At 64.0% G+C, this 18,777-nt stretch carries 13 protein-coding genes; all 13 read right to left on the bottom strand.

Annotation, left to right across the window (positions count from 1 at the left end; translation table 11 throughout):
- Window positions 1–4 precede the first annotated feature (4 nt).
- Complete coding sequence (gene fbaA, locus QP140_RS03610) at window positions 5–1,039, bottom strand: class II fructose-bisphosphate aldolase (RefSeq protein WP_284758222.1); 1,035 nt, start codon at window positions 1,037–1,039, stop codon at window positions 5–7.
- A gap of 191 nt (window positions 1,040–1,230) precedes the next feature.
- Window positions 1,231–2,412: a glycoside hydrolase family 76 protein gene (locus QP140_RS03605; RefSeq protein WP_284758221.1), complete on the bottom strand. Its 1,182-nt coding sequence runs from the start codon at window positions 2,410–2,412 to the stop codon at window positions 1,231–1,233.
- 49 nt (window positions 2,413–2,461) lie between these two features.
- Window positions 2,462–3,193 (bottom strand): TrmH family RNA methyltransferase, encoded by a 732-nt coding sequence (locus QP140_RS03600; RefSeq protein WP_284758220.1) that lies wholly within the window; start codon window positions 3,191–3,193, stop codon window positions 2,462–2,464.
- Window positions 3,193–4,062 (bottom strand): lysoplasmalogenase, encoded by an 870-nt coding sequence (locus tag QP140_RS03595; protein WP_284758218.1) that lies wholly within the window; start codon window positions 4,060–4,062, stop codon window positions 3,193–3,195. Before QP140_RS03595 ends, QP140_RS03600 begins: the two co-directional genes overlap by 1 nt.
- A gap of 52 nt (window positions 4,063–4,114) precedes the next feature.
- A complete protein-coding gene (pyrE, locus tag QP140_RS03590) occupies window positions 4,115–4,672 on the bottom strand; it encodes an orotate phosphoribosyltransferase (RefSeq protein WP_284758216.1) in 558 nt (185 codons plus the stop codon).
- Between the two features lie 212 nt (window positions 4,673–4,884).
- The gene (locus tag QP140_RS03585; protein WP_284758215.1) at window positions 4,885–6,057 is read right to left on the bottom strand and encodes a DMT family transporter; all 1,173 of its coding nucleotides are present in this window, start codon (window positions 6,055–6,057) and stop codon (window positions 4,885–4,887) included.
- Window positions 6,058–6,298: 241 nt separating this feature from the next.
- Window positions 6,299–7,969 (bottom strand): hypothetical protein, encoded by a 1,671-nt coding sequence (locus QP140_RS03580; protein ID WP_284758213.1) that lies wholly within the window; start codon window positions 7,967–7,969, stop codon window positions 6,299–6,301.
- A gap of 99 nt (window positions 7,970–8,068) precedes the next feature.
- The gene (gene gcvH / locus QP140_RS03575; RefSeq protein WP_284758212.1) at window positions 8,069–8,452 is read right to left on the bottom strand and encodes a glycine cleavage system protein GcvH; all 384 of its coding nucleotides are present in this window, start codon (window positions 8,450–8,452) and stop codon (window positions 8,069–8,071) included.
- Window positions 8,453–8,726: 274 nt separating this feature from the next.
- Entirely contained in the window at window positions 8,727–9,917 is a 1,191-nt protein-coding gene (gcvT, locus tag QP140_RS03570; RefSeq protein WP_284758210.1) for a glycine cleavage system aminomethyltransferase GcvT, read from the bottom strand.
- 30 nt (window positions 9,918–9,947) lie between these two features.
- A complete protein-coding gene (gene gcvP, locus QP140_RS03565; protein ID WP_284758209.1) occupies window positions 9,948–12,869 on the bottom strand; it encodes an aminomethyl-transferring glycine dehydrogenase in 2,922 nt (973 codons plus the stop codon).
- A 243-nt stretch (window positions 12,870–13,112) separates the two neighbouring features.
- Window positions 13,113–15,743: a DEAD/DEAH box helicase gene (locus QP140_RS03560; RefSeq protein WP_012361030.1), complete on the bottom strand. Its 2,631-nt coding sequence runs from the start codon at window positions 15,741–15,743 to the stop codon at window positions 13,113–13,115.
- Window positions 15,743–17,737, bottom strand: coding sequence for a site-specific DNA-methyltransferase (locus tag QP140_RS03555; RefSeq protein WP_284758207.1), 1,995 nt, complete (start codon window positions 17,735–17,737; stop codon window positions 15,743–15,745). Before QP140_RS03555 ends, QP140_RS03560 begins: the two co-directional genes overlap by 1 nt.
- Window positions 17,738–17,878: 141 nt before the next feature.
- Entirely contained in the window at window positions 17,879–18,775 is an 897-nt protein-coding gene (locus tag QP140_RS03550) for a D-isomer specific 2-hydroxyacid dehydrogenase family protein (protein ID WP_012361032.1), read from the bottom strand.
- Window positions 18,776–18,777 lie beyond the last annotated feature (2 nt).

Raw genomic sequence — 18,777 nt, 5'->3', positions numbered from 1 at the left:
GGTGTTACTTGCCCAGCGTATTGCCTGCAGAGCGCAGGTCCTGGCAGGCCTCGACGACGCGCTCGGACATCGCCTGCTCGGCCTTGCGCAGGTAGGAGCGCGGGTCGAAGACCTTCTTGTTGCCGACCTCGCCGTCGATCTTGAAGACGCCGTCGTAGTTTTCGAACATGTGGCGGGCAACCGGGTTGGTGAAGGAGTACTGCGTGTCGGTGTCGATGTTCATCTTGATGACGCCGTAGCGCAGGGACTCCTCGATCTTCTCCTTCTCGGAGCCGGAGCCGCCGTGGAAGACGAAGTCGAATGGGTTGCTGCCCTCAGCCAGACCCAGCTTCTTCTCCGCGACCTTCTGGCCCATGTCCAGGACCTCTGGGCGCAGCTTCACGTTGCCCGGCTTGTAGATGCCGTGGACGTTGCCGAAGGTTGCGGCCAGCAGGTAGCGGCCCTTCTCCCCCAGGCCGAGGACGTCGATGGTCTTCTCGAAGTCCTCTTCGGTGGTGTAAAGGTTGGCGTTCGGGTCGGCGGAGACGCCGTCTTCCTCGCCACCGACGACGCCGATCTCAACCTCGAGGATGATGTTCGCGGCGACGGACTTGTCGAGCAGGTCCTTAGCGATCTGCAGGTTCTCGTCGATCGGGGTGGCGGAGCCGTCCCACATGTGGGACTGGAACAGCGGGTTCTCGCCGGCCTCGACGCGCTTGCGGGAGATCTCCAGCAGCGGCAGGACGAAGGTGTCCAGCTTCTCCCTCTGGCAGTGGTCGGTGTGCAGGGCGACGTTCACTCCGTAGTGCTTGGCGGCCTCGTGGGTGAATGCCGCGAGCGCCTCTGCACCAGCCACCATGTTCTTCACATTCAGGCCGGAACCGAACTCCGCGCCACCGATGGAGAACTGGATGATGCCGTCGGACTCGGCGTCTGCAAAGCCCTTCAGGGCTGCGTTGATGGTCTCGGAGGAGGTGCAGTTAATCGCTGGGTAAGCGAAGCCACCCTCCTTGGCCTTGTCCAGCATGTCGCGGTAGACGTCCGGGGTTGCAATTGCCATTTTTGCCTCCTAAGTGCCGCTTCGGGGCGGCGTGGGCCACCCGCTCAGCATGATTTACTCACCTGAATTATGCCTGCACTTCATTCTACGCGTCGGCAGCCCCGCCGGTCCCCGCCCGTTTGAGGGGACAAGCAGCAAAGGCGCGTGGCAAAGAACCCCCAACGACCAGGGATTCCCTCAAAGCTGGGGTGCTAGTTGCCCTGCTCGCGCTGGGCGGCCTCCAGCCCCGTGATGCGCGCGGCGGCCTCCATCAGCTTCCACCCGGAAAGTTGCACAGACAGATCCCGTTCCGCGATGTCGGAACTAGCCACCGCCCCGGCGATCGTCGCACCAACCAGGCCACCGGAGTGCGGCAACGTCGCGTCCCTATCCCACCGCGACGGGAAGACCGGCAGACCGTCCACCTCCAGGCGATAGCGCCAGGCGGACTCGGCGGAGTGCAGCACGATCCGGCGCGCCTGGGAGCGGGCCTTGCGCGTGCGCGGCCCCAGCTCCGGAAGCTTCTCCGCCGCGAGCGCCAGGTAGCGGACGAGGATGCCGTTGAACAGGCCGCCGTCGCCGCCAGCGGTGGGCGCGGTGATGACGTAGTTGGAGTTGGTCAGATGCTCGGAGATCGCGTCGATGAGACCGCAGGCGCGGTAGATATAGTCCATCCCGGCCTCCGAGACCTCGTCATCCCCGACGCGGGCTTGCTCGCGCTCGGCGATGGCCAGCTCAACGCAGGCGCCGAGGGCAACGCCCTGGCAGTAGCTGTGGATCGTGGGCTCCGGGACAGGGCCGTTCATGCGCATCCACAGCCCGTCCATGACCAGACCGTCCTCGTTGAGCATGTTCTCCCAAATCCAGTCGACCAGCTGGCGGGCCAGGTCGAGACGCCCGGTGCGGGCCGCCATGATCGCGACCGGCCCGTTGGTGGGGACGTTGTAGAAGGTCTCGTTGCTGCGCCACGGCAGCACGCCCGTGAGCGAGTCCACGCCCTCCAGGATGTTCTCCTCCAGATCCTTGCGGGCGGAGACGCGCTTGACCTTGGTGTACTGCTCCGCACGCCACATGGCCAGCGCGAGCCAGGCCTTGTCGTCGTAGTAGTTATTCCGCGTCAGCGGCGCGAGATTGCGCAGCCGCATGCCACGCAACGTGGCCCGCAGTTCACGTTGGCGGGCCTTAGATGGGCGACGGCGCGTGGCGTCCACCTGGCAGTCCACGTAGTGGGCCTGCCACCAGTAGTGCCATCGGTAAAAGGCCTTGTCCCGCGCCAGGGGTGGCCAGGCGATCACGGCAAGATTGGTCCGCGGCACGCCCCATACTTTCGAGGCGTGGCGGTCCGTAATTGCTTGCTGGGCCAGATCGGCCCGGTGATCCCAACGTTCGTGCACACCTTTAAGTCTGCCCAATCCGGGCGATTTTCGCGAAGTTTTGCAGCTTTTACCAGGCCTGGGAGAGGTCCGCGTGCTGCCGGATCCAGGCGTGCATCGCGATCCCCGCCGCCACACCCGCGTTGATCGAGCGGGTGGATCCGAATTGCGCGATGGAGACGGTCATCCGCGCCCCACGCTGCGCCTCCTCGGTCACGCCGGGTCCTTCTTGGCCAAACAGCAGCAGGCAGCGGCGCGGCAGCTCGGCCGTTTCCAGTGGCACGGAGCCGGGGGTGTTGTCCACGGCGACGACCGCCAGGTCCCGTTCCGCCGCATAGTCGAGTACCTCGGCGACGGTCTTGTGGTGCTCGAGGTACTGGTAGCGGTCGGTGACCATCGCTCCCCGTCGGTTCCAGCGCTTGCGCCCGACGATGTGGACCGTATCCACCGCGAAGGCGTTGGCGGTGCGGACGACGGTGCCGATGTTGGCGTCGTTCTCGAAGTTTTCGATGGCGATGTGCAGCTCGTGTCGGCGGGAGTCGATGTCCGCGACGATGGCGTCCATCTTCCAGTAGCGGTAGGCGTCGACGACGTTGCGGCGGTCACCGTGTGCGAGCAGTTCCGGGTCGAAGTGTTCTTCCGTGGGCAGCGGCACCCCGGGGTATTCCTGCTCCCAGGGGCCGACGCCGACGCGGGATTCGAACCACTCGGTTGGGCCCTTTCCGGAGTGTCCGGTGGGTTGCGGTTGCTGGGCCGGCTGATGGCCTGGGTGCGTGGTGTCCGGCTTGTCTTCGTGGCTCACTACGCGGTCTTTTCCTTCTTCTGACGCAGGGCGCCATTGATCCCGTCGACGAGCAGCAGCTGCGCGATGACGTAGGTCGCCATGACCGCGCCGTCGGTGAGTGCGTCGATGATCTTGAGGGCCGTGGGCGCGGTGGGGCGTTGCGCGTGCTTCAACAGGGTGAGGCGGTTGAGGATCAGGGCGTCGGAGAGCAAGAAGAGCGTTCCGCCGAGCGCGTGGCCATAGTCCTCCGGGGTTTCCTCTGGCGTGCTGCGAAGGAGAGACGGGTCTTGAGCCAGCACGTTGGTTGCCCCCAGGAGGGAGCCGTAGCCACCCGCAGCGGGCAGGGCCTGTGGCAGCTTCCAGCTGGCCAGCCCCAGCCCCGTCGCAAGGACCGGCAGGTGGGCCGCGGCGACCGTTGGGGAAGGCCGGGCGCCCCGCTTGGCCAGCAGCCAGATATAGGCCAGCTGGTTGGCGCTGAACCACGCCGCACCCCGGTTGAGGTTCCCGGCCCGCTCGGTCGGCTCCGGGCTGCGGGACTGGGTATTCATCAGGGTGATATCCCCCAGCCAGCCACCCACGAGACCAGCCAGGAGAAGAGCCTGCCCAGCGTTGGGGGTGCGGATCTTGCGCCAGGAGCGCGGGTTATCTGCGGTGGCACTGGGCGCGAGGACGGTGCTCGCGAGCAGGGGCATGAGCGTTGGCTTTACGGCTCGCGTGATGCGATCCGAACGCGTGGCCGCGGCGGCGACGGAGACGGCACCGGCCGCCAGGTAGGCAATGCGCCCCGGGTGTGGGTGGCGGGCGGCGGCGCGCAGGGCGTGGGCGCCTTCGGCCGCTCGCTCCAGCACGTGGCTCAGAATTCGGTTCTGTGTCAGGGTGCTGCGCATCGGGGTCTCCTTGTGGTTTCGCGGGACTATCGCTCCACCGCGGCGGGCAGGCCTAGTTCAGGCCGAGATCAGCCAGGCCGAGCAGCGGGCGGTACTCCAGGCCTTCTGCCTCGATGACGTCGCGGGCGCCGGTGTCGCGGTCCACGACCGTGGCCACGCCGACGACGTTCGCCCCGGCCTCACGGGCGGCGGCCACGGCGGTGAGTGGGGAGTTGCCCGTGGTCGTGGTGTCCTCGACGATGAGCACGTTCTTGCCGGCGATGTCCGGGCCTTCGATGCGGCGCTGCATGCCGTGCTTCTTGGCTTCCTTGCGGACGACGAAGGAATCGACCCCCTCGCCGGCGTGCATGATCGCGGTGGCGACCGGGTCGGCGCCGAGGGTCAGCCCGCCGACGTTGGTGTACTCCCAGTCGCTGGTCAGCTGGCGCAGGAGCTGGCCGATGAGTTTCGAGGCCTCCGCGTGAAGGGTGGCGCGGCGCAGGTCGACGTAGTAGTCGGCCTCCTTGCCGGAGGAGAGGGTGACTTTACCGTGGACGACGGCGAGTTCCTTGACGAGCTCTGCGAGTCGCGCAGCGGCGGCGCGGTCGACGGAGGGGGTTTCCTGTGCCATGGGACGCGTTCCTTCCGGAGGAGGGGATGAAAGATTTGCTGTTCTTTAAGTTACCGCAGGAAAAACAAAACCCACCCAGTGGGCCTCGCGTTCAGCGAGGGCTCATTGGGTGGGTTGCCGCGTGGAAGGGTCAGACCACGCTAGCTTTTCGTGGTCACACTTCCGATTGAAGCGGATTCACAGTCTTCTTTTAGTCCCGGGAGGGGCTTGCTTTAGTCCCGCAGGGGCTTGGCCTCATCTGGCGAGTGCCCCGGAGCGAGGCCTTCTCGGACGAGTTCGTCTTCGATTGTGTCCTCCGGGTTACCGACATCGCCTGTCTTTTGTTTCTTTCCTAGCCACTTATCGAATAGGCCGTTTTGGTACATCACCGTTCCGAGAATCATGAGGATACCCAGGAACTGCAGCAGGGACGGAACCTCACCGAACAGCGGCCAAGCGATGACCACCGAGGAGACCGGGGAGAGCAGCAGGATGCCGGCGGACAGCGTCGGATCCAGCCAGACGGAGCCCCACTGGACGAAGGTCCAGGCAACTGCCTGGCCCAGGGTGGCCAGCATGATCAGCCAGATCCAGTTCATGGTGGTCAGGTCGTCGCCCAGAGCGGACTCTGGGTTCACCGCAGGCAGGTGACCATCGACCAGGACACCGTGAGTGAAGTCGAAGCCACCGCGCGGGGAGCCAGTGTATGCCCACAGAGCCGGGGCAACCAGCTGGGAGATAGCGGTGTACATCATCGGCTGGATGTACAGGTCCTTACGCGGAGCCGTGGTACCGGCCTTGCGGGAGAAGTACAGGTAGAAGGAGTAGCAGATACCAGAGGTCAGGCCGAGCAGGGTGCCCAGGGTTGCGGTGTTGATGCCCGCGATCTGCTCCGGGCCGGTGGACTCGCCACTGCCCTCGAAGACACCACCGGTGAGCATGACACCGACGATCATGATCGGCACGAGCACCAGGAAGACCGGCGGGATCTTGTACTTATCGAAGATCGCCGAGAGCATTGGCACGACGATCACCTGCAGGTTCAGCAGGATGGCCGCGATACCGGCGCCAACGTAGAAGATCGAGTAGTTCCAGGCAGTGAAGTCGACACCCAGGAACAGACCTGCGACGAGGGACATGATGATGCCGGCCTTCGGCAGGGAGCCCTTGCGCTTAATCTCCCAGAAGCCGAATGGCAGCAGGACGATCAGGCCGATCAGAATACGGAGGAATGCCTGCGTCGCAGGATCCATGTTGGAGGCCTTCACCCAGATAGGAGTGAAAGCGAGGAATGCGGTACCCAGTCCGAGAATGAGCACGGCCTTGCCGTGGGACACAGGCTTGACTGGAAGCATGCGTCCGGACGCCGTAGCGCCTTGACCCTTAACAGTGTTCATGGTTTCCATTTTTACATTTCCCGTTAAGGCAATTGCAATGATTTATGCCCAATATCACAAATAACCCAATATACCCGTATTGCTTCCGCAATTGATCAATCACCTGTTTTAGTAGGCATAACGGGAGTTATGTTCTAAAGGGAAGTGAATTTCTTATGCCGAGATATCTCTTTCAACAATTCAGGCTCGAATAATTCGATCATTGTCCTCGCCGCCGGGAAGTTCCGGACATCACCTCGACCTAAACAATTTAACGCCCCTCCGAACGCCAATCTTCGTCATCACCCGGCTCGACGATTTCCGCCTCTACCAGCTCAATCTCCGCCTCTACTGGCTCAATCGGAGACGGCAGCGCATGGCGCGCATCCGGGGCGCGGTGGCGTCCGCTACGGCGGCGCTGCCCCCGTCGCTCTGCAGCGGTGGCGGACAACTCGTCGCTAAAGATCGTGGGCGCCCTCTCAATATCCGCACGAATAACCTGCGGGCACTGACCGACTGATGCAGAAATATGGTCTGGATCCTCCCCAATGAGGGGAATATTCTCCGAATCCATTTCGAGCACCGAGCCGTCGAAATCATCAGTCAGGTTCGCCTCACGCTCCCGATCGAAACGGCGAGGGAATTCCACCGGATTAGCCGGCCGTTCAATGTGCGGACGATCCGAGAAGGTTGATTCGTCACTTTCTTGGCCGGCATAAACCTCCGCGGCGTCCGATACCGAGCTCGGCGGCACGGCAGCCTCCCCTGATTCCCCCGCCTCCACGGGCGCGGCGGAGGTCTGCCCCACAGGACGCAGGTAACCCGGCCGCGACTTCCTCTCCCCCGCCGGAGCCTCGTCGCTCTCGCCGTGCTCCCGTCGATTCTCGTCCTGCAACGCCTTCTCACCCTGCTGGTGGTCAGAAGATTCCGCCCCGGCAGGCGTGAGGGAGACCACAGTGCCCGGCAACGCCCGCGTCTGGTCTGCGTTCTCCAGCTCCAGGACCACGCTCATCGTGCGCGGCGGAAGAACCATCGCCGCGTGCGCGAGGGAGAGCAGCTCCGGCAGGATCCGCAGCCAGATGCTGAAGTCCAGCTTCCGGCTAATGCTCAAGATAACCCAGTCGCCACCCCAGATTACGTCGGAGGCGACCTGGCTCAGCGCCGCGAGGCTGTCCTCCACCCGGACATCCAGCATGCGGTCGAGAGCCCGCACGTCGGAGGTATAAGCGGCATAAGGTGGCTGATCCAGCAGCTCGGAACGTCGCAGCCCCTCTGTCACCCCCTGCTCGCGGGAATAGTGCACCGTCACCGGGGACGCGGCCGCCCGGCGCATCGCCATGAGCGTGCCCTCCCCCAGGTCTGCCACGTGGTACTCGTGCCCCTCCCAAAAGCCACTGACCACATCCTTGGCCAGGGCCCGAATGGGAGAAACGCTCACCGCGTGCAGTGCGGCAATCGGCCACTCCTGCGGCAAATCGAGATCCTCACGGGTGAACTCCGCCCCGTTGGCGGCAGCCCACTGGCGGCGCCGGCGGCGGATCGAGGCAAACAGCCCACCCTGGGCAGTCTCGGCGGCCACCATATCCGGCCCCTCCTCCGGGGCCTGTGCGTCCTCCGGGGGCAGCTCCGGCGCGTCCTCTGGCTGGGCTTGCTCCCCAACCGGGCCTGCGACAGCACCCTCGCCCGCACGGTCGGCCCGCTCGTCGGCCGACCCGCCGCCATCGGCAGCGCCAGGAACCGCCCCAGCGGTCGACGCAGCGTCGTTCGCGTCGCCGTCGTCGTCGGTGGAGTCGGCGTCCGGGAGGGAAGAAGCGGGAGGAACCGACTGCCTAGCTGCCGCAGCACCACCGGACTCCCCCTGGGAGCTCGCGTGCTTCAGCAACCACACCGCCACAACGAGCAAAATCAGCCCGATGAGCAGGGCAACAATCGATCCACTCATGTCGTTCAGCCTAGTCCGCCTCCCCGTGCAGCAACAGAAAGCGGGGAGCGAGCCTGGCAGCCAGCCTCACTCCCCGCCCGAACGGCGCGTCAGCGCCTCTTATTCGTTGGCAGCAGCGTAGTCGGCGCTGTCCATCAGCTCGCCCGCCTCGGAAACGCGGACGTCGTAAAGCCAGCCCTCGCCGTAGGGATCCTCGTTGATGACGCCGGCGTTGTCCTCGAGCTCCTCGTTCACGGCGACGATCTCGCCAGAAACCGGCGCGTAAATGTCGGACACGGACTTGGTGGACTCGACCTCGCCGAATGGCTCGCCGGCCTCAATCTCGTCGCCGACCTCCGGGAGCTCGACGAACACAATCTCGCCGAGAGCCTCTGCCGCGATGTGGGTGATGCCGACGCGAACGACCTCACCCTCCGTGATGTCGGTGGTGTTAACCCACTCGTGCTCTTCGGAGTACAGGAAGTCAGTAGGCAAAGCAGTCATGGTCGCTCCTCACGATCATCTTCAAAAACTGTGGGCGTGTCATGGGCATTGGGTGTAATCCCCACCACATCGAACACGGCAAACTGTACTACACAGCCGGCCCGCTGCGGCGGATATCACGGGGATACCTCGGCCCGGGGTCGGCTGGGCCACCCCCATTTCATGTTTTGCAGAGTTTGATGCCGCTTTTCTGGGGTTTTCCGACTTCAAACTCTGCAAAACGTGAAATAAACGTGGAATAGGGGTAGCGCGGGGCGGTGAGGCCCCGGCTGCCCTACTTTTCGCGCTGGTAGAAGGGCATCTCCACGACCTGGTACGGGTACTGCTTGCCGCGGATATCGACCTGCACGGTCTGTCCCACGGCGGCTGCCCCGCCCTCCTCGATCGCGGCCTTATCCACGTATGCCATCGCGACCGGGTAGCCCAGGGTCGGCGAGAGCGCGCCCGAGGTGACCTCTCCGATCGGCTGGGCGTCCTCGCCCTCGCCGGCCAGGACCGCGTAGCCACTGCGGGCTGCGCGGCGCCCCTCACCCTGCAGGCCGATGAGCACCCGCGCCGCGCCCTTCTCCTTCGCCGTCACGATCGCATCGCGCCCCACGAAGGAATCCTTGGACTTCGTCGCAGCGAGAATGCCGAGACCCGCGTCGACCGGGGTGAGCTCGTCGTTGAGCTCATTGCCGTAGAGCGGCATGCCCGCCTCCAGGCGCAGAGTGTCGCGGGCAGCCAGACCACAGGGCAGGCCGTCCAGCTCCGTGGCCTTGCCCAGCGCGACGTTCCACACCTGCTCGGCAGCGTCGTTGTCCACGATGATCTCGAAGCCGTCCTCGCCGGTGTAGCCCGTGCGAGCGATCAGCGCCGGCTGACCGGCGACGATGCCCTTGAAGGCGGCATAGTAGCCCAGGCCGTCAACCGCGCCCTTGACGTCCTCGGTCGCGCCGGAAGCCTCCGGGGCGTCGGTGACGTTCTCGACGATCGAGTGCATGACCTCGGCGGCCTTCGGACCCTGGATCGCGACGAGGGACTTGTCCCCAGTCTGGTCCACGACGGTGACGTCGAAACCTTCGGCGCGCTGCGCCAGGGCCTCGGCGACGCGCGGGGCGTTGCCGGCGTTCGGGACGACGAGGAAGTCGTCATCCGCGAGGCGGTAGGTGATCAGGTCGTCCACGATGCCGCCGTCCTCGGTGCAGAGCATGGAGTACTTCGCCTTGCCGACCTTGACGGCGGACAGGCGGGAGATCAGGGCATAGTCGAGGAACTCCGCGGCCTGCGGGCCGGAGACCTCCACCTCACCCATGTGGGAGAGGTCGAAGACACCGACGGTCTCGCGGACGGCGCGGTGCTCGTCGAGCTCCTTGCCGTACTTCAGGGGCATGTCCCAGCCACCGAAGTCGGTGAAGCGGGCGCCGAGCTGCTCGTGCACGTGGTGCAGGGCGGTGTGCTTCGGGGTGCTTGCAGAATCAGTCATTGCAAAACCTTCCTTCAAACGTGCTGGGTCTTAGTCCTCGATAGCGAAAGCTTCGAGCGGCGGGCAGGAGCACACGAGGTTGCGGTCGCCGTAGGCGTTATCGATGCGGCGCACCGGCGGGAAGTACTTCGTGTGGCGCAGGCCATCCACCGGGAAGGCTGCCTGCTGGCGGGAGTACTTGCCGCCGGAGACGGCATCCTCGAAGTCGTCGCGGGTCACGCTGAATGCGGTGAACGGCGCGTGGCGCAGCACGGATTCCTCGACGGTGACCTTGCCGTCGATGATCTCCTGGATCTCACCGCGGATGGTGATCATCGCTTCGATGAAGCGGTCCAGCTCCCCCTTATCCTCGGACTCGGTCGGCTCGACCATCAGGGTGCCGGGCACCGGGAAGGCCAGGGTCGGGGCGTGGAAACCGAAGTCCATCAGACGCTTGGAGACGTCCTCGGCGGTCACGCCGGAGGCCTTGGTCAGGGCATTGAGGTCCAGGATGCACTCGTGGGCGACCAGGTCGTTCTTGCCCGTGTAGAGCGTCGGGAAGTGATCGGCGAGCTTGCGGGAGATGTAGTTCGCGTTGACCAGGGCCATGCGGGAGGCCTCGGTCAGCCCCTCGTCACCCATCATCGCGATGTAGGACCAGGTGATCGGCAGGACACCGGCGGAGCCGTAGCGTGCGCCGGAGACCGGCAGGCCGGTGTTCGGATCCTCGGACTGTTCGACGGTCGCGTCGGTCGGCAGGAACGGGATGAGGTGCTCGGCCACACAGACCGGCCCCACGCCCGGGCCACCACCGCCGTGCGGGATGGTGAAGGTCTTGTGCAGGTTCAGGTGGGACACATCGCCGCCGAATTGCCCCGGCTGGCCCAGTCCGACCAGCGCGTTGAGGTTCGCGCCGTCGATGTACACCTGGCCGCCCGCGGCGTGGACCTTGTCGCAGACCTCGCGGACGTGCTCCTCGAACACGCCGTGGGTGGACGGGTAGGTGATCATGATGCCGGCGACCTCTGGGCCGTACTTCTCGAGCTTGGCGTCCAGGTCATCCAGCAGGATCGAGCCGTCCTCGGCGGACTTCACGGCCACGACCTTCAGGCCGGCCAGTGCCGCGGAGGCGGCGTTGGTGCCGTGCGCGGAGGTCGGGATCAGCACCTTGTCACGCTGGTCATCGCCGCGGGACAGGTGGTAGCGGTGGATCGCCAGCAGACCGGCGAACTCGCCCTGGGAGCCGGCATTCGGCTGAACGGAGACCTTCGCGTAGCCGGTGATCTTGGCCAGGCGCTCCTCCAGGTCATCGATGAGCTCCAGCCAGCCAGCTGCCTGATCGGCCGGGACGTGCGGGTGAATCCCCGCGAACTCTGGCCAGGTGATCGGCTCCATGGAGACGGCGGCGTTGAGCTTCATGGTGCAGGAGCCCAGCGGGATCATCGTGCGGTCCAGCGCCAGGTCGCGGTCCGCCAGCTTGCGCATGTAGCGCATCATCTGGGTCTCGGAGGTGATGGCGGTGAAGATCGGGTGGGTCAGGATCTCGTCATCGCGCAGCACACCGAGGTCGGCGAGCGGGCCGGCGGAAAGCTCGAAGCCGGCGGTATCCGCGGTCGCGCCCTTCTTCTCCGCGACGACAGCCAGCAGCTCGGCGACGTCCTCATCCGTGGTGGACTCGCCGACGGAAATTCCGACGTGGTCCTCGTCGACCTTCCGCAGGTTGAAGCCCGCGTCCACCGCACGCTGCAGGACGGCGTCCGCGCCACCGACGCTGGACACATCCACGGTCACGGTGTCGAAGAAGGAGTCGTGAGCCAGGGTCAGACCAGCCTCGGACAGGCCCACGCCCAGAGCGACGGCGCGGCCGTGCACCTGGGTTGCGATCTGGCGCAGGCCAGCCGGGCCGTGCCAGACGGCGTAGAAGCCCGCCACGACGGCCAGCAGGGCCTGGGCGGTACAGATGTTCGAGGTCGCCTTGTCGCGACGAATGTGCTGCTCGCGGGTCTGCAGAGCCAGGCGGTACGCCGGGGTGCCCTCGGCATCCTTGGACACGCCGACGAGGCGGCCCGGCATCTTGCGCTGCAGGGAATCGACGCAGGCCATGAAGCCGGCGTGCGGGCCGCCGAAGAACAGCGGCACACCGAAACGCTGGGCAGAGCCCACCGCGATGTCCGCACCCAGGGAGCCCGGGGAGGTCACCAGGACCTGGGCCAGCAGATCAGCAGCGACGGTGACCAGCGCGCCGGCCTCCTTCGCAGCGGAGATCAGGCCGCTCAGGTCACGGATCCGGCCGGTGGACCCCGGGTTGGAGACCACAACACCGACCAGCGGGGTGTCTCCCGCGGCGGCGGCGAAATCAGCGGCGGTAGCGTCCTTAAAATCGACGACCTTGACCGGGATGTCCGCAGCCTCGGCGCGAGCCTCGGTCACGGTGATGGACTGCTGGTGGAGGGAGGAATCCAGCAGCACCACACCACCCTGCTTGGCGGCCTTGGTGTTGCCGCGGGCCATAAGCTGCACGGCCTCGGCGACGGCGGTGGCTTCGTCCAGCAGGGATGCGCCCGCAATCGGCAGGCCGGTGAGGTCCTGCACCATGGTCTGGAAATTCAGCAGCGCTTCCAGGCGACCCTGGGAAATCTCCGGCTGGTACGGGGTGTAGGCGGTGTACCAGCCCGGGTTCTCCACCACGTTGCGGCGGATCACCGCGGGGGTGATCGTGTCGTAGTAACCGTTACCGATGAGCTGCTTCATCGGCTTATTCTTCGACGCCATCGCCTTAAGCGCGGCGAGCGTATCGGCCTCGCTTAGCGCGTCGGGCAGGCCGATCGGCCCCTCCTGAACGATGGAGGAAGGAAGGGCGGCCTCCGCGAGCGCAGCGGAGGACTCATAGCCCAGGAAGTCGAGAATCTCCTGGGTATCGCTGCCGTTGGGCCCGATGTGGCGGTGGACAAAAGCTGCGTGATCAGTAGCCATCAAGCTCAAACTTTCCGGTTTGTGGTGTGCTTATTCCGCCTAAATCCTATCGGAGGCTAAAGACAATAGTGTCCGGGGTCACGTTTTCAGGGGTGCGGGGTGGGGTGCCCCACCCCACGGGCTTCTTATCCCCGCCCGCTGCCTGCCCTCTCTGGCGCACCCCTGGGGCCATCGAGGCAACGAACCCGAGCACCACTAGCCCAGCTCTTCGGAGCTGGGGCTGGGTGCCGGGGAGGCACGCGGCTACAGCGCGTTGCTAACCGGATTAGCGAAGGCTTTGAGATCCTCCCAGGAGTCGGCACGGGCGGTGTCTTGCTCGTAGGCGATCAGGTAGCCCCAGTGCTGGCCGGCGTAGGCACCCTCGGCCACCAGGCGGCGCACCAGTGCTTCGGCGGCCTTACGTTTGGACTGCACCCGGGCGTCATCCCGGCCGCGTTCGTCCTTGCCCTCGATGATCCAGTGCACCCCGTTGGTATCCAGGGCCACGAAGTCAGGGAAGTAGCGATCCTTAGCGTTGTAGAACACGAAGGCCTGATCCTGCGGATGCAGCCGGTGCCACCACACAATCCCTGGCGAGGTATTTAGCAGTCGTGCCAGCTGATACTCCCCGGTGAAGGAATCAAAAGATTCCTCCGCGAACAGCGATTTGAACCAGCCGCCATACACCCGCCCGCGTACAAACTGCGCACGCGTCTCAATCTGGTCATGCACCTTCTCCCCCAGCGGCAATGTATAGCCGGCACCGGGCATCTTCTTAGGGTGAATGCTGGGCACCTCGCGGGTGGCCCGCAGGGTTTCGGTGATGTAGTCCTTAATCAGACCCAGCAGCTCAGCGCAAGCAGAGTCCAGGGACTTCACGGTCCACCCGGTGAAGCTCACGGCTTGCATGAACCTCGGTACCAGGAAGGTGGATACATAACGGCCGGTTGCTTCGGTCTTGGGTACCAGCGCCAGCTTCATCACCAGTTTCACCAATGTGTCTTGAGCGTCCGCATCCTCGACGTGTACGGAGTCCACCTCAGCGCTCTCGCGATCTTCAGCGCGGAGTTTCTTGCCTAGGACTGCGATGATTTCCTTGCGTAGCAGCACATCGCCTGCGGAGGTCACCCGCCGGGCTGCCTGCTCGACCGCGCCGTCGCTGATCTCCGAGAGATCAATCGGTGGCTGCTGGAGGGTCATTGTGGTCACCGGGAAGTGGTATACGACGTCAGCGAAGCCGGGGTTACGGTCGATGGAGACCAGCTCCCACTGCGGTTCTTCCCTGCCGTCCCGGCCGGGGTCGATGATCTCCCGAACCCCCACCCCCGGTGTTCCCGCCGATCCGCTTTCACCGAGGGGAACCATTGCTGGCTGTGAGCCATCGCCTGCACTTCCGCCCTCGCCTGGGTCGGTGCTGTCGCCTGCTTCCGCGCTGCTCCCAGGGGCTGGCCAGGCGCCTGCCTGCCCGGTACCTGTGCCTGCCCCGGCACCAGCGCCGGGGTCTGTGGAGGATTCGGTGCCCGCGTTGGTGGCTCTGCGGATCGCTGCATCCACATCTGCCTTGTCGGGTTCGGGGACAGCTTTTTCCAGGCCGAACTGCTGCAACACATTCTCAGCATCTAACAGCTCGGTGAAGGACTGGTGGGCGATAATGTCCAGCTGGTCGATCTGTCCCACACCCGTGTACTTCCCGAAGGGCAACCGCAGCCCGCGACCCATCGTCTGCTGGGTCAATACCTCGGACGCCATGGCCCGCAGAGTGACCACGACGGCGATATTCTTCACGTCCCAGCCCTCTTTGAGCTTGTTCACGCTCACCACCGCCAGCACGGGGGAATCAGGCCGGTCAAGCTGGTCGAGTCGACGCTGGGTCAACTCATCTTCGTGCTTGGAGTCCACCTGCAGCACGGCATCATCCCGGCCGAGGTACTCCGGGGTGCGCAACAGGTTAGCTATCTGGGTGGCGTGCTCCACATCGGAGCAGACCACGAAGGCCACCGCGTTCACATGATCGCGGCCCTCTGAGGCGGCATAGGAATCGTAGTAAGCCTGCTTGAGGGCCCGCAGCTGCAGCGCATCACGCAGTTGTTGCTCCTCAGAAGCCTCGTCGGTGCCGTACCCGGTCTTGCGAAATGCCAGTACGGGGGCCTTGACGTACTTGTCTTGGATGGCACGGTAAAGCGGGTACTCGAAGATCACGTGATCGGTCTTCTTATTCACCGATGCGGTCAACCCGATCGCGGCGGCAGGGTCGAGTTCCTTCAGTGCAGCATTAAACGCGGCGGCGCTAACGCCGTAGAGGTGGGATTCATCGGCGATGACCACCAGATCATCCAGCCCCTTCAAGTAGTCGAAGAGCACCCCGGCGTTTTCATCGAACCGGCGGGGTTTACGCCGCATAGCTTCCTGTGTGCCCCCGCGGGTATCCCCCTCGGTGGACTTCGGGGCGATGAGTTGCTGAATGTTGAAGATGAACGTCAGCACCGGCACCTCCCGCCCGAACGCGAGCTCGGCAGCACCATTCTGGCGGGCCACCCAGGCGGAATAATCCTGCGGGGTCACCACCTCAGGCGGCACGGCTGAGCCTGTGATGTAGCGCGGCGCTCCGGGAGTGAAGTTCTGCACGGTCTTTGCCTGCACGGTTTTGCCTGGAGTGACGATCACCACGTTGCCGACACCTTGGCGGCGCAGGTATTCCACAAATGCGGCCATCAGGTACGTCTTGCCCACACCGGTAGCGAGGTTGAGCACCTGCATCACAGACGGGTCATAATCGCCGTCGAGAGTGAACACCAGCTGGCGCAGCGCCTCCTTATTCGGGGCACGCAGGTCGAACTCGGAGCTGATGGATTCCAGCAGGTCGGAATCAAAACTGATATTGAGCCTGGTTGCCATTACTGCTCATCACCCTTGCTATAGCGGAATAGATCATCGGGCAGGGCGACCACCCGCGAGCCCTTCACCGTTTTGCGCAGGTGCTCGCGCACCCCGTCCATGACGGTGGTCGCCGCCAGCACGATTGTCTCGCCGGGCTGGGTCTGGGAGGCCAGCCAGTCGACGATCTCGACCGTGGCCACGCCTTCCACCACCTTGAGCAAGGCATTGCCACGCCGGGCATCGAAAATATAGTCATCATCGGCGTGCAACAGTGTGAACCCGAGGTTGGCGGCCACAGACTGGATCAAAGCTTCGCCGGTGGCTGCTGCTGTGAGCATCACCCGGTCCAGCTCTGGGTTGTAGTCGAAACACGCAGGCGACAGATGGGCGACCTGGAAGGCGCCGCCACCACGCCAGTTCAGCACTTCCTTCGTGCGCCTGGTCTTAGAGGCAGCCTTCAACGCCTTCGTCAGTGGGTTCTTCTTCGCCTCGGGGTCGTCTTTAATCAGCTTGTTCAGCACTCTCGTGAATTTCGCGGCATCTTCCGGCGAGACACCATCGGGGAGTTCGACGTCATAGGCAGCGACGCGTTCCCCCTTCGTCCGCGTAATTCCGCCTGGGTCTTCGTCGTTGACGACCTTCTCCAGACGGGGACGCGTGAACGTCGTGAACGTCGACTCCAACAACTCACACGTCACCCAACGACGCCCCATCTTCTGAGCTACCGCAGCCGTCGTCCCGGACCCAGCAAACACATCCAGCACGATGTCACCAGGATTCGAGCCGATATGAATGATGCGTTCGAGGAGACGCTCCGGCTTCGGAGTGTCAAATGGCGTCAATGCTGGAAAGAGCGCTTTCAGCTCAGACTTGGCAGCGCGATTGTGGCCGACATCCTTGTTTTCCCACCATGTGCGAGGATTGTTGCCCTTGGTGGGAATATACGCTTTACGTCCGATTCCTCCCGTCGAACGGATCAGAATCTCCGGGAGCGGATCGCCTGAAATGCGTCGTGCGGCCACCCGCTTACGTGCTTCATCGAGTGGAACATCCAAAACTAGCGCACACACATCATCGGACGCCTTATCTCTAGGTACTCCTTCATTGCTGGCACGCCAATCAGCGTCATGAAGATTCTCCAGCCGATACGGAACCCACCCCTGCAAGCCGTCAAGAATGCGCTGTTGCGAATATCGCCAACTGGCACCTTTAGGAGGGCGCATCATTTCACCTGTCAGGGGGTTCTGGATCGCATAGCACATGCCTCCCGAGCCGTCGCCATGATTACCCGATGGGTTATCGTCCCACCAAGGTCCGAGGGGGTCATTGTCCGGATTAGAGAAGCGGGCATTGTCGGCTGCTGTGCGAAGAGCCTTGTTTGGCTCGAAGGCCTCGCTACGGCGGTAAACGATAACGAAATCCTGGTCCACCGAGAAACCCAAACCACGCCGAGGGGAGTCAGCCTTTTGCCAAACAATTTCTGCTTGAAAATTCCCCGCACCAAACACCTCATCCATCAGCACGCGCATCCGATGCACCTCAACATCGTCAAGGTGAACCCAGATCGACCCATCATCGGCAAGCAGCTTCTTCATGTGGAGCAGTCGGTCGCGCATCATGGTGAGCCAGATGGAGTGCTCGAGGTTATCTTCGTAGGAGGCGAATGTTTGCGCGGTGTTAAAAGGTGGGTCGATGTAGATCAGTTTGACCTTGCCCACGTACTTCTCGGCCAACTCGGGCACCCGGGTGAGCGATTCGAGGACGTCGCCGGATTCGCCGAGGATCAGAAGGTTCTCGTCCTGAGGCTCAAGGTCGGCGCGCTCGGAATAATCGAACTCCTCCGACTTCTCCGTTTGGCTGCCCTGCACGTAATCGTCGTAGACGAGGGTGTGGGTTTCGCAGTAGCGCGGATCGGAAGGATCCACCCACGTGTAACCGTACTTGCCGGCCTCGGTGGGGATGAGGGCTTTGTCCTTGTTGTACCAGGTCAGCTGGAGGCGTTGCTTCGTCATCTACTCACGTTCTCCCGGTGAACCATCCCAGCTGCCGAGGGACTGATTGTCGAAGAATAAACACATAAGCAATACAGTATCCGAGCCCGCCGACACGGAGTCAGAGTATCGAAAGCAGAAACGATACCCTACCCTACTGCGCTAATAGCCCGCCTCCGGATCAACCTCCGTGGGCAGCGGCTCCCCCGCCGCATAGGCCTCGGCCACGCGGACGGTGTGCTCACCAATTCGGCGGCGCACCGAGTACGGCGGATTGGCCAGGTGCGGCGTGATGACCACATTGGGCATCGTCCACAGTGGGCTATCGGCCGGTAGCGGTTCCGGGTCCGTGACGTCCAAGGCCGCGCCCGCGATCTCCCGCGAGTCCAGGGCCGCTATCAGCGCTTGGGTATCAATGAGCGGACCACGCCCCACATTGACCACAACCGCATGTGAAGGCATCGCCGCAAACGCCGCAGCGTTGCCCAGGTGCTTCGTCTCATCCGTCAGCGGCGCAACGAAGACGAAGTAATCCGCGCGCGGCCACACCGACTCAATGTCGCTAAAGGGAACGGCTTCCGCGCCGTCCACCGGACGGCCTGAGCGATTGACCGCGATGATTTTCACGCCAAACCCGGAGAGCATCTCAATGAGCCGCTTGCCAATCCCGCCCGCACCGATGATCGCCACCGTCGTATTTTCAAACAGGAAAGAGGTGTACGCCTCCACCTCGTCGCGGTTGTCCCAGGTGTCCACACGCTTGTGCGCGTGCAGTTGGGCCAAGAGCAACGCAATCGTGGACTCAGCTACCGTCGAGTCGTAAAGTCCCGCGGCATTGGACCAGCGCACATTCGTCGAGCGGATGAGGTCGAGGATGTGGTCCACGCCCGCGAAAGGCACCTGCACGAATCCAATGGACTCGGGCAGCTCCGGGAAATCAGCTGGCTGCCCGTTAAAGACGAGGAACTCCGCGTCCTCCAGCGCGACACGCTCGTGTCCCGCAGCTTCGAGCGCCGCCGTGGTCTCCTCCCACGGCTCTGGCACAATTGCGTATTTCATTG

Source organism: Corynebacterium sp. UMB9976, from assembly GCF_030212265.1.
GTDB lineage: Bacteria > Actinomycetota > Actinomycetes > Mycobacteriales > Mycobacteriaceae > Corynebacterium.
Note: the sequence above shows the minus strand (reverse complement) of the source record. Positions and strands in the feature narration are given on the sequence as shown.

What these genes read in the sequence shown, in the direction of transcription:
- pyrE (WP_284758216.1), bottom strand. Translation starts at nt 4,672, where the DNA reads ATGGCACAGGAAACCCCCTCCGTCGACCGCGCCGCCGCTGCGCGACTC.
- gcvH (WP_284758212.1), bottom strand. Translation starts at nt 8,452, where the DNA reads ATGACTGCTTTGCCTACTGACTTCCTGTACTCCGAAGAGCACGAGTGG.
- gcvP (WP_284758209.1), bottom strand. Translation starts at nt 12,869, where the DNA reads ATGGCTACTGATCACGCAGCTTTTGTCCACCGCCACATCGGGCCCAAC.
- QP140_RS03560 (WP_012361030.1), bottom strand. Translation starts at nt 15,743, where the DNA reads ATGGCAACCAGGCTCAATATCAGTTTTGATTCCGACCTGCTGGAATCC.
- QP140_RS03555 (WP_284758207.1), bottom strand. Translation starts at nt 17,737, where the DNA reads ATGACGAAGCAACGCCTCCAGCTGACCTGGTACAACAAGGACAAAGCC.
- QP140_RS03550 (WP_012361032.1), bottom strand. Translation starts at nt 18,775, where the DNA reads ATGAAATACGCAATTGTGCCAGAGCCGTGGGAGGAGACCACGGCGGCG.
- QP140_RS03580 (WP_284758213.1), bottom strand. Translation starts at nt 7,969, where the DNA reads ATGAGTGGATCGATTGTTGCCCTGCTCATCGGGCTGATTTTGCTCGTT.
- gcvT (WP_284758210.1), bottom strand. Translation starts at nt 9,917, where the DNA reads ATGACTGATTCTGCAAGCACCCCGAAGCACACCGCCCTGCACCACGTG.
- fbaA (WP_284758222.1), bottom strand. Translation starts at nt 1,039, where the DNA reads ATGGCAATTGCAACCCCGGACGTCTACCGCGACATGCTGGACAAGGCC.
- QP140_RS03595 (WP_284758218.1), bottom strand. Translation starts at nt 4,062, where the DNA reads ATGCGCAGCACCCTGACACAGAACCGAATTCTGAGCCACGTGCTGGAG.
- QP140_RS03585 (WP_284758215.1), bottom strand. Translation starts at nt 6,057, where the DNA reads ATGGAAACCATGAACACTGTTAAGGGTCAAGGCGCTACGGCGTCCGGA.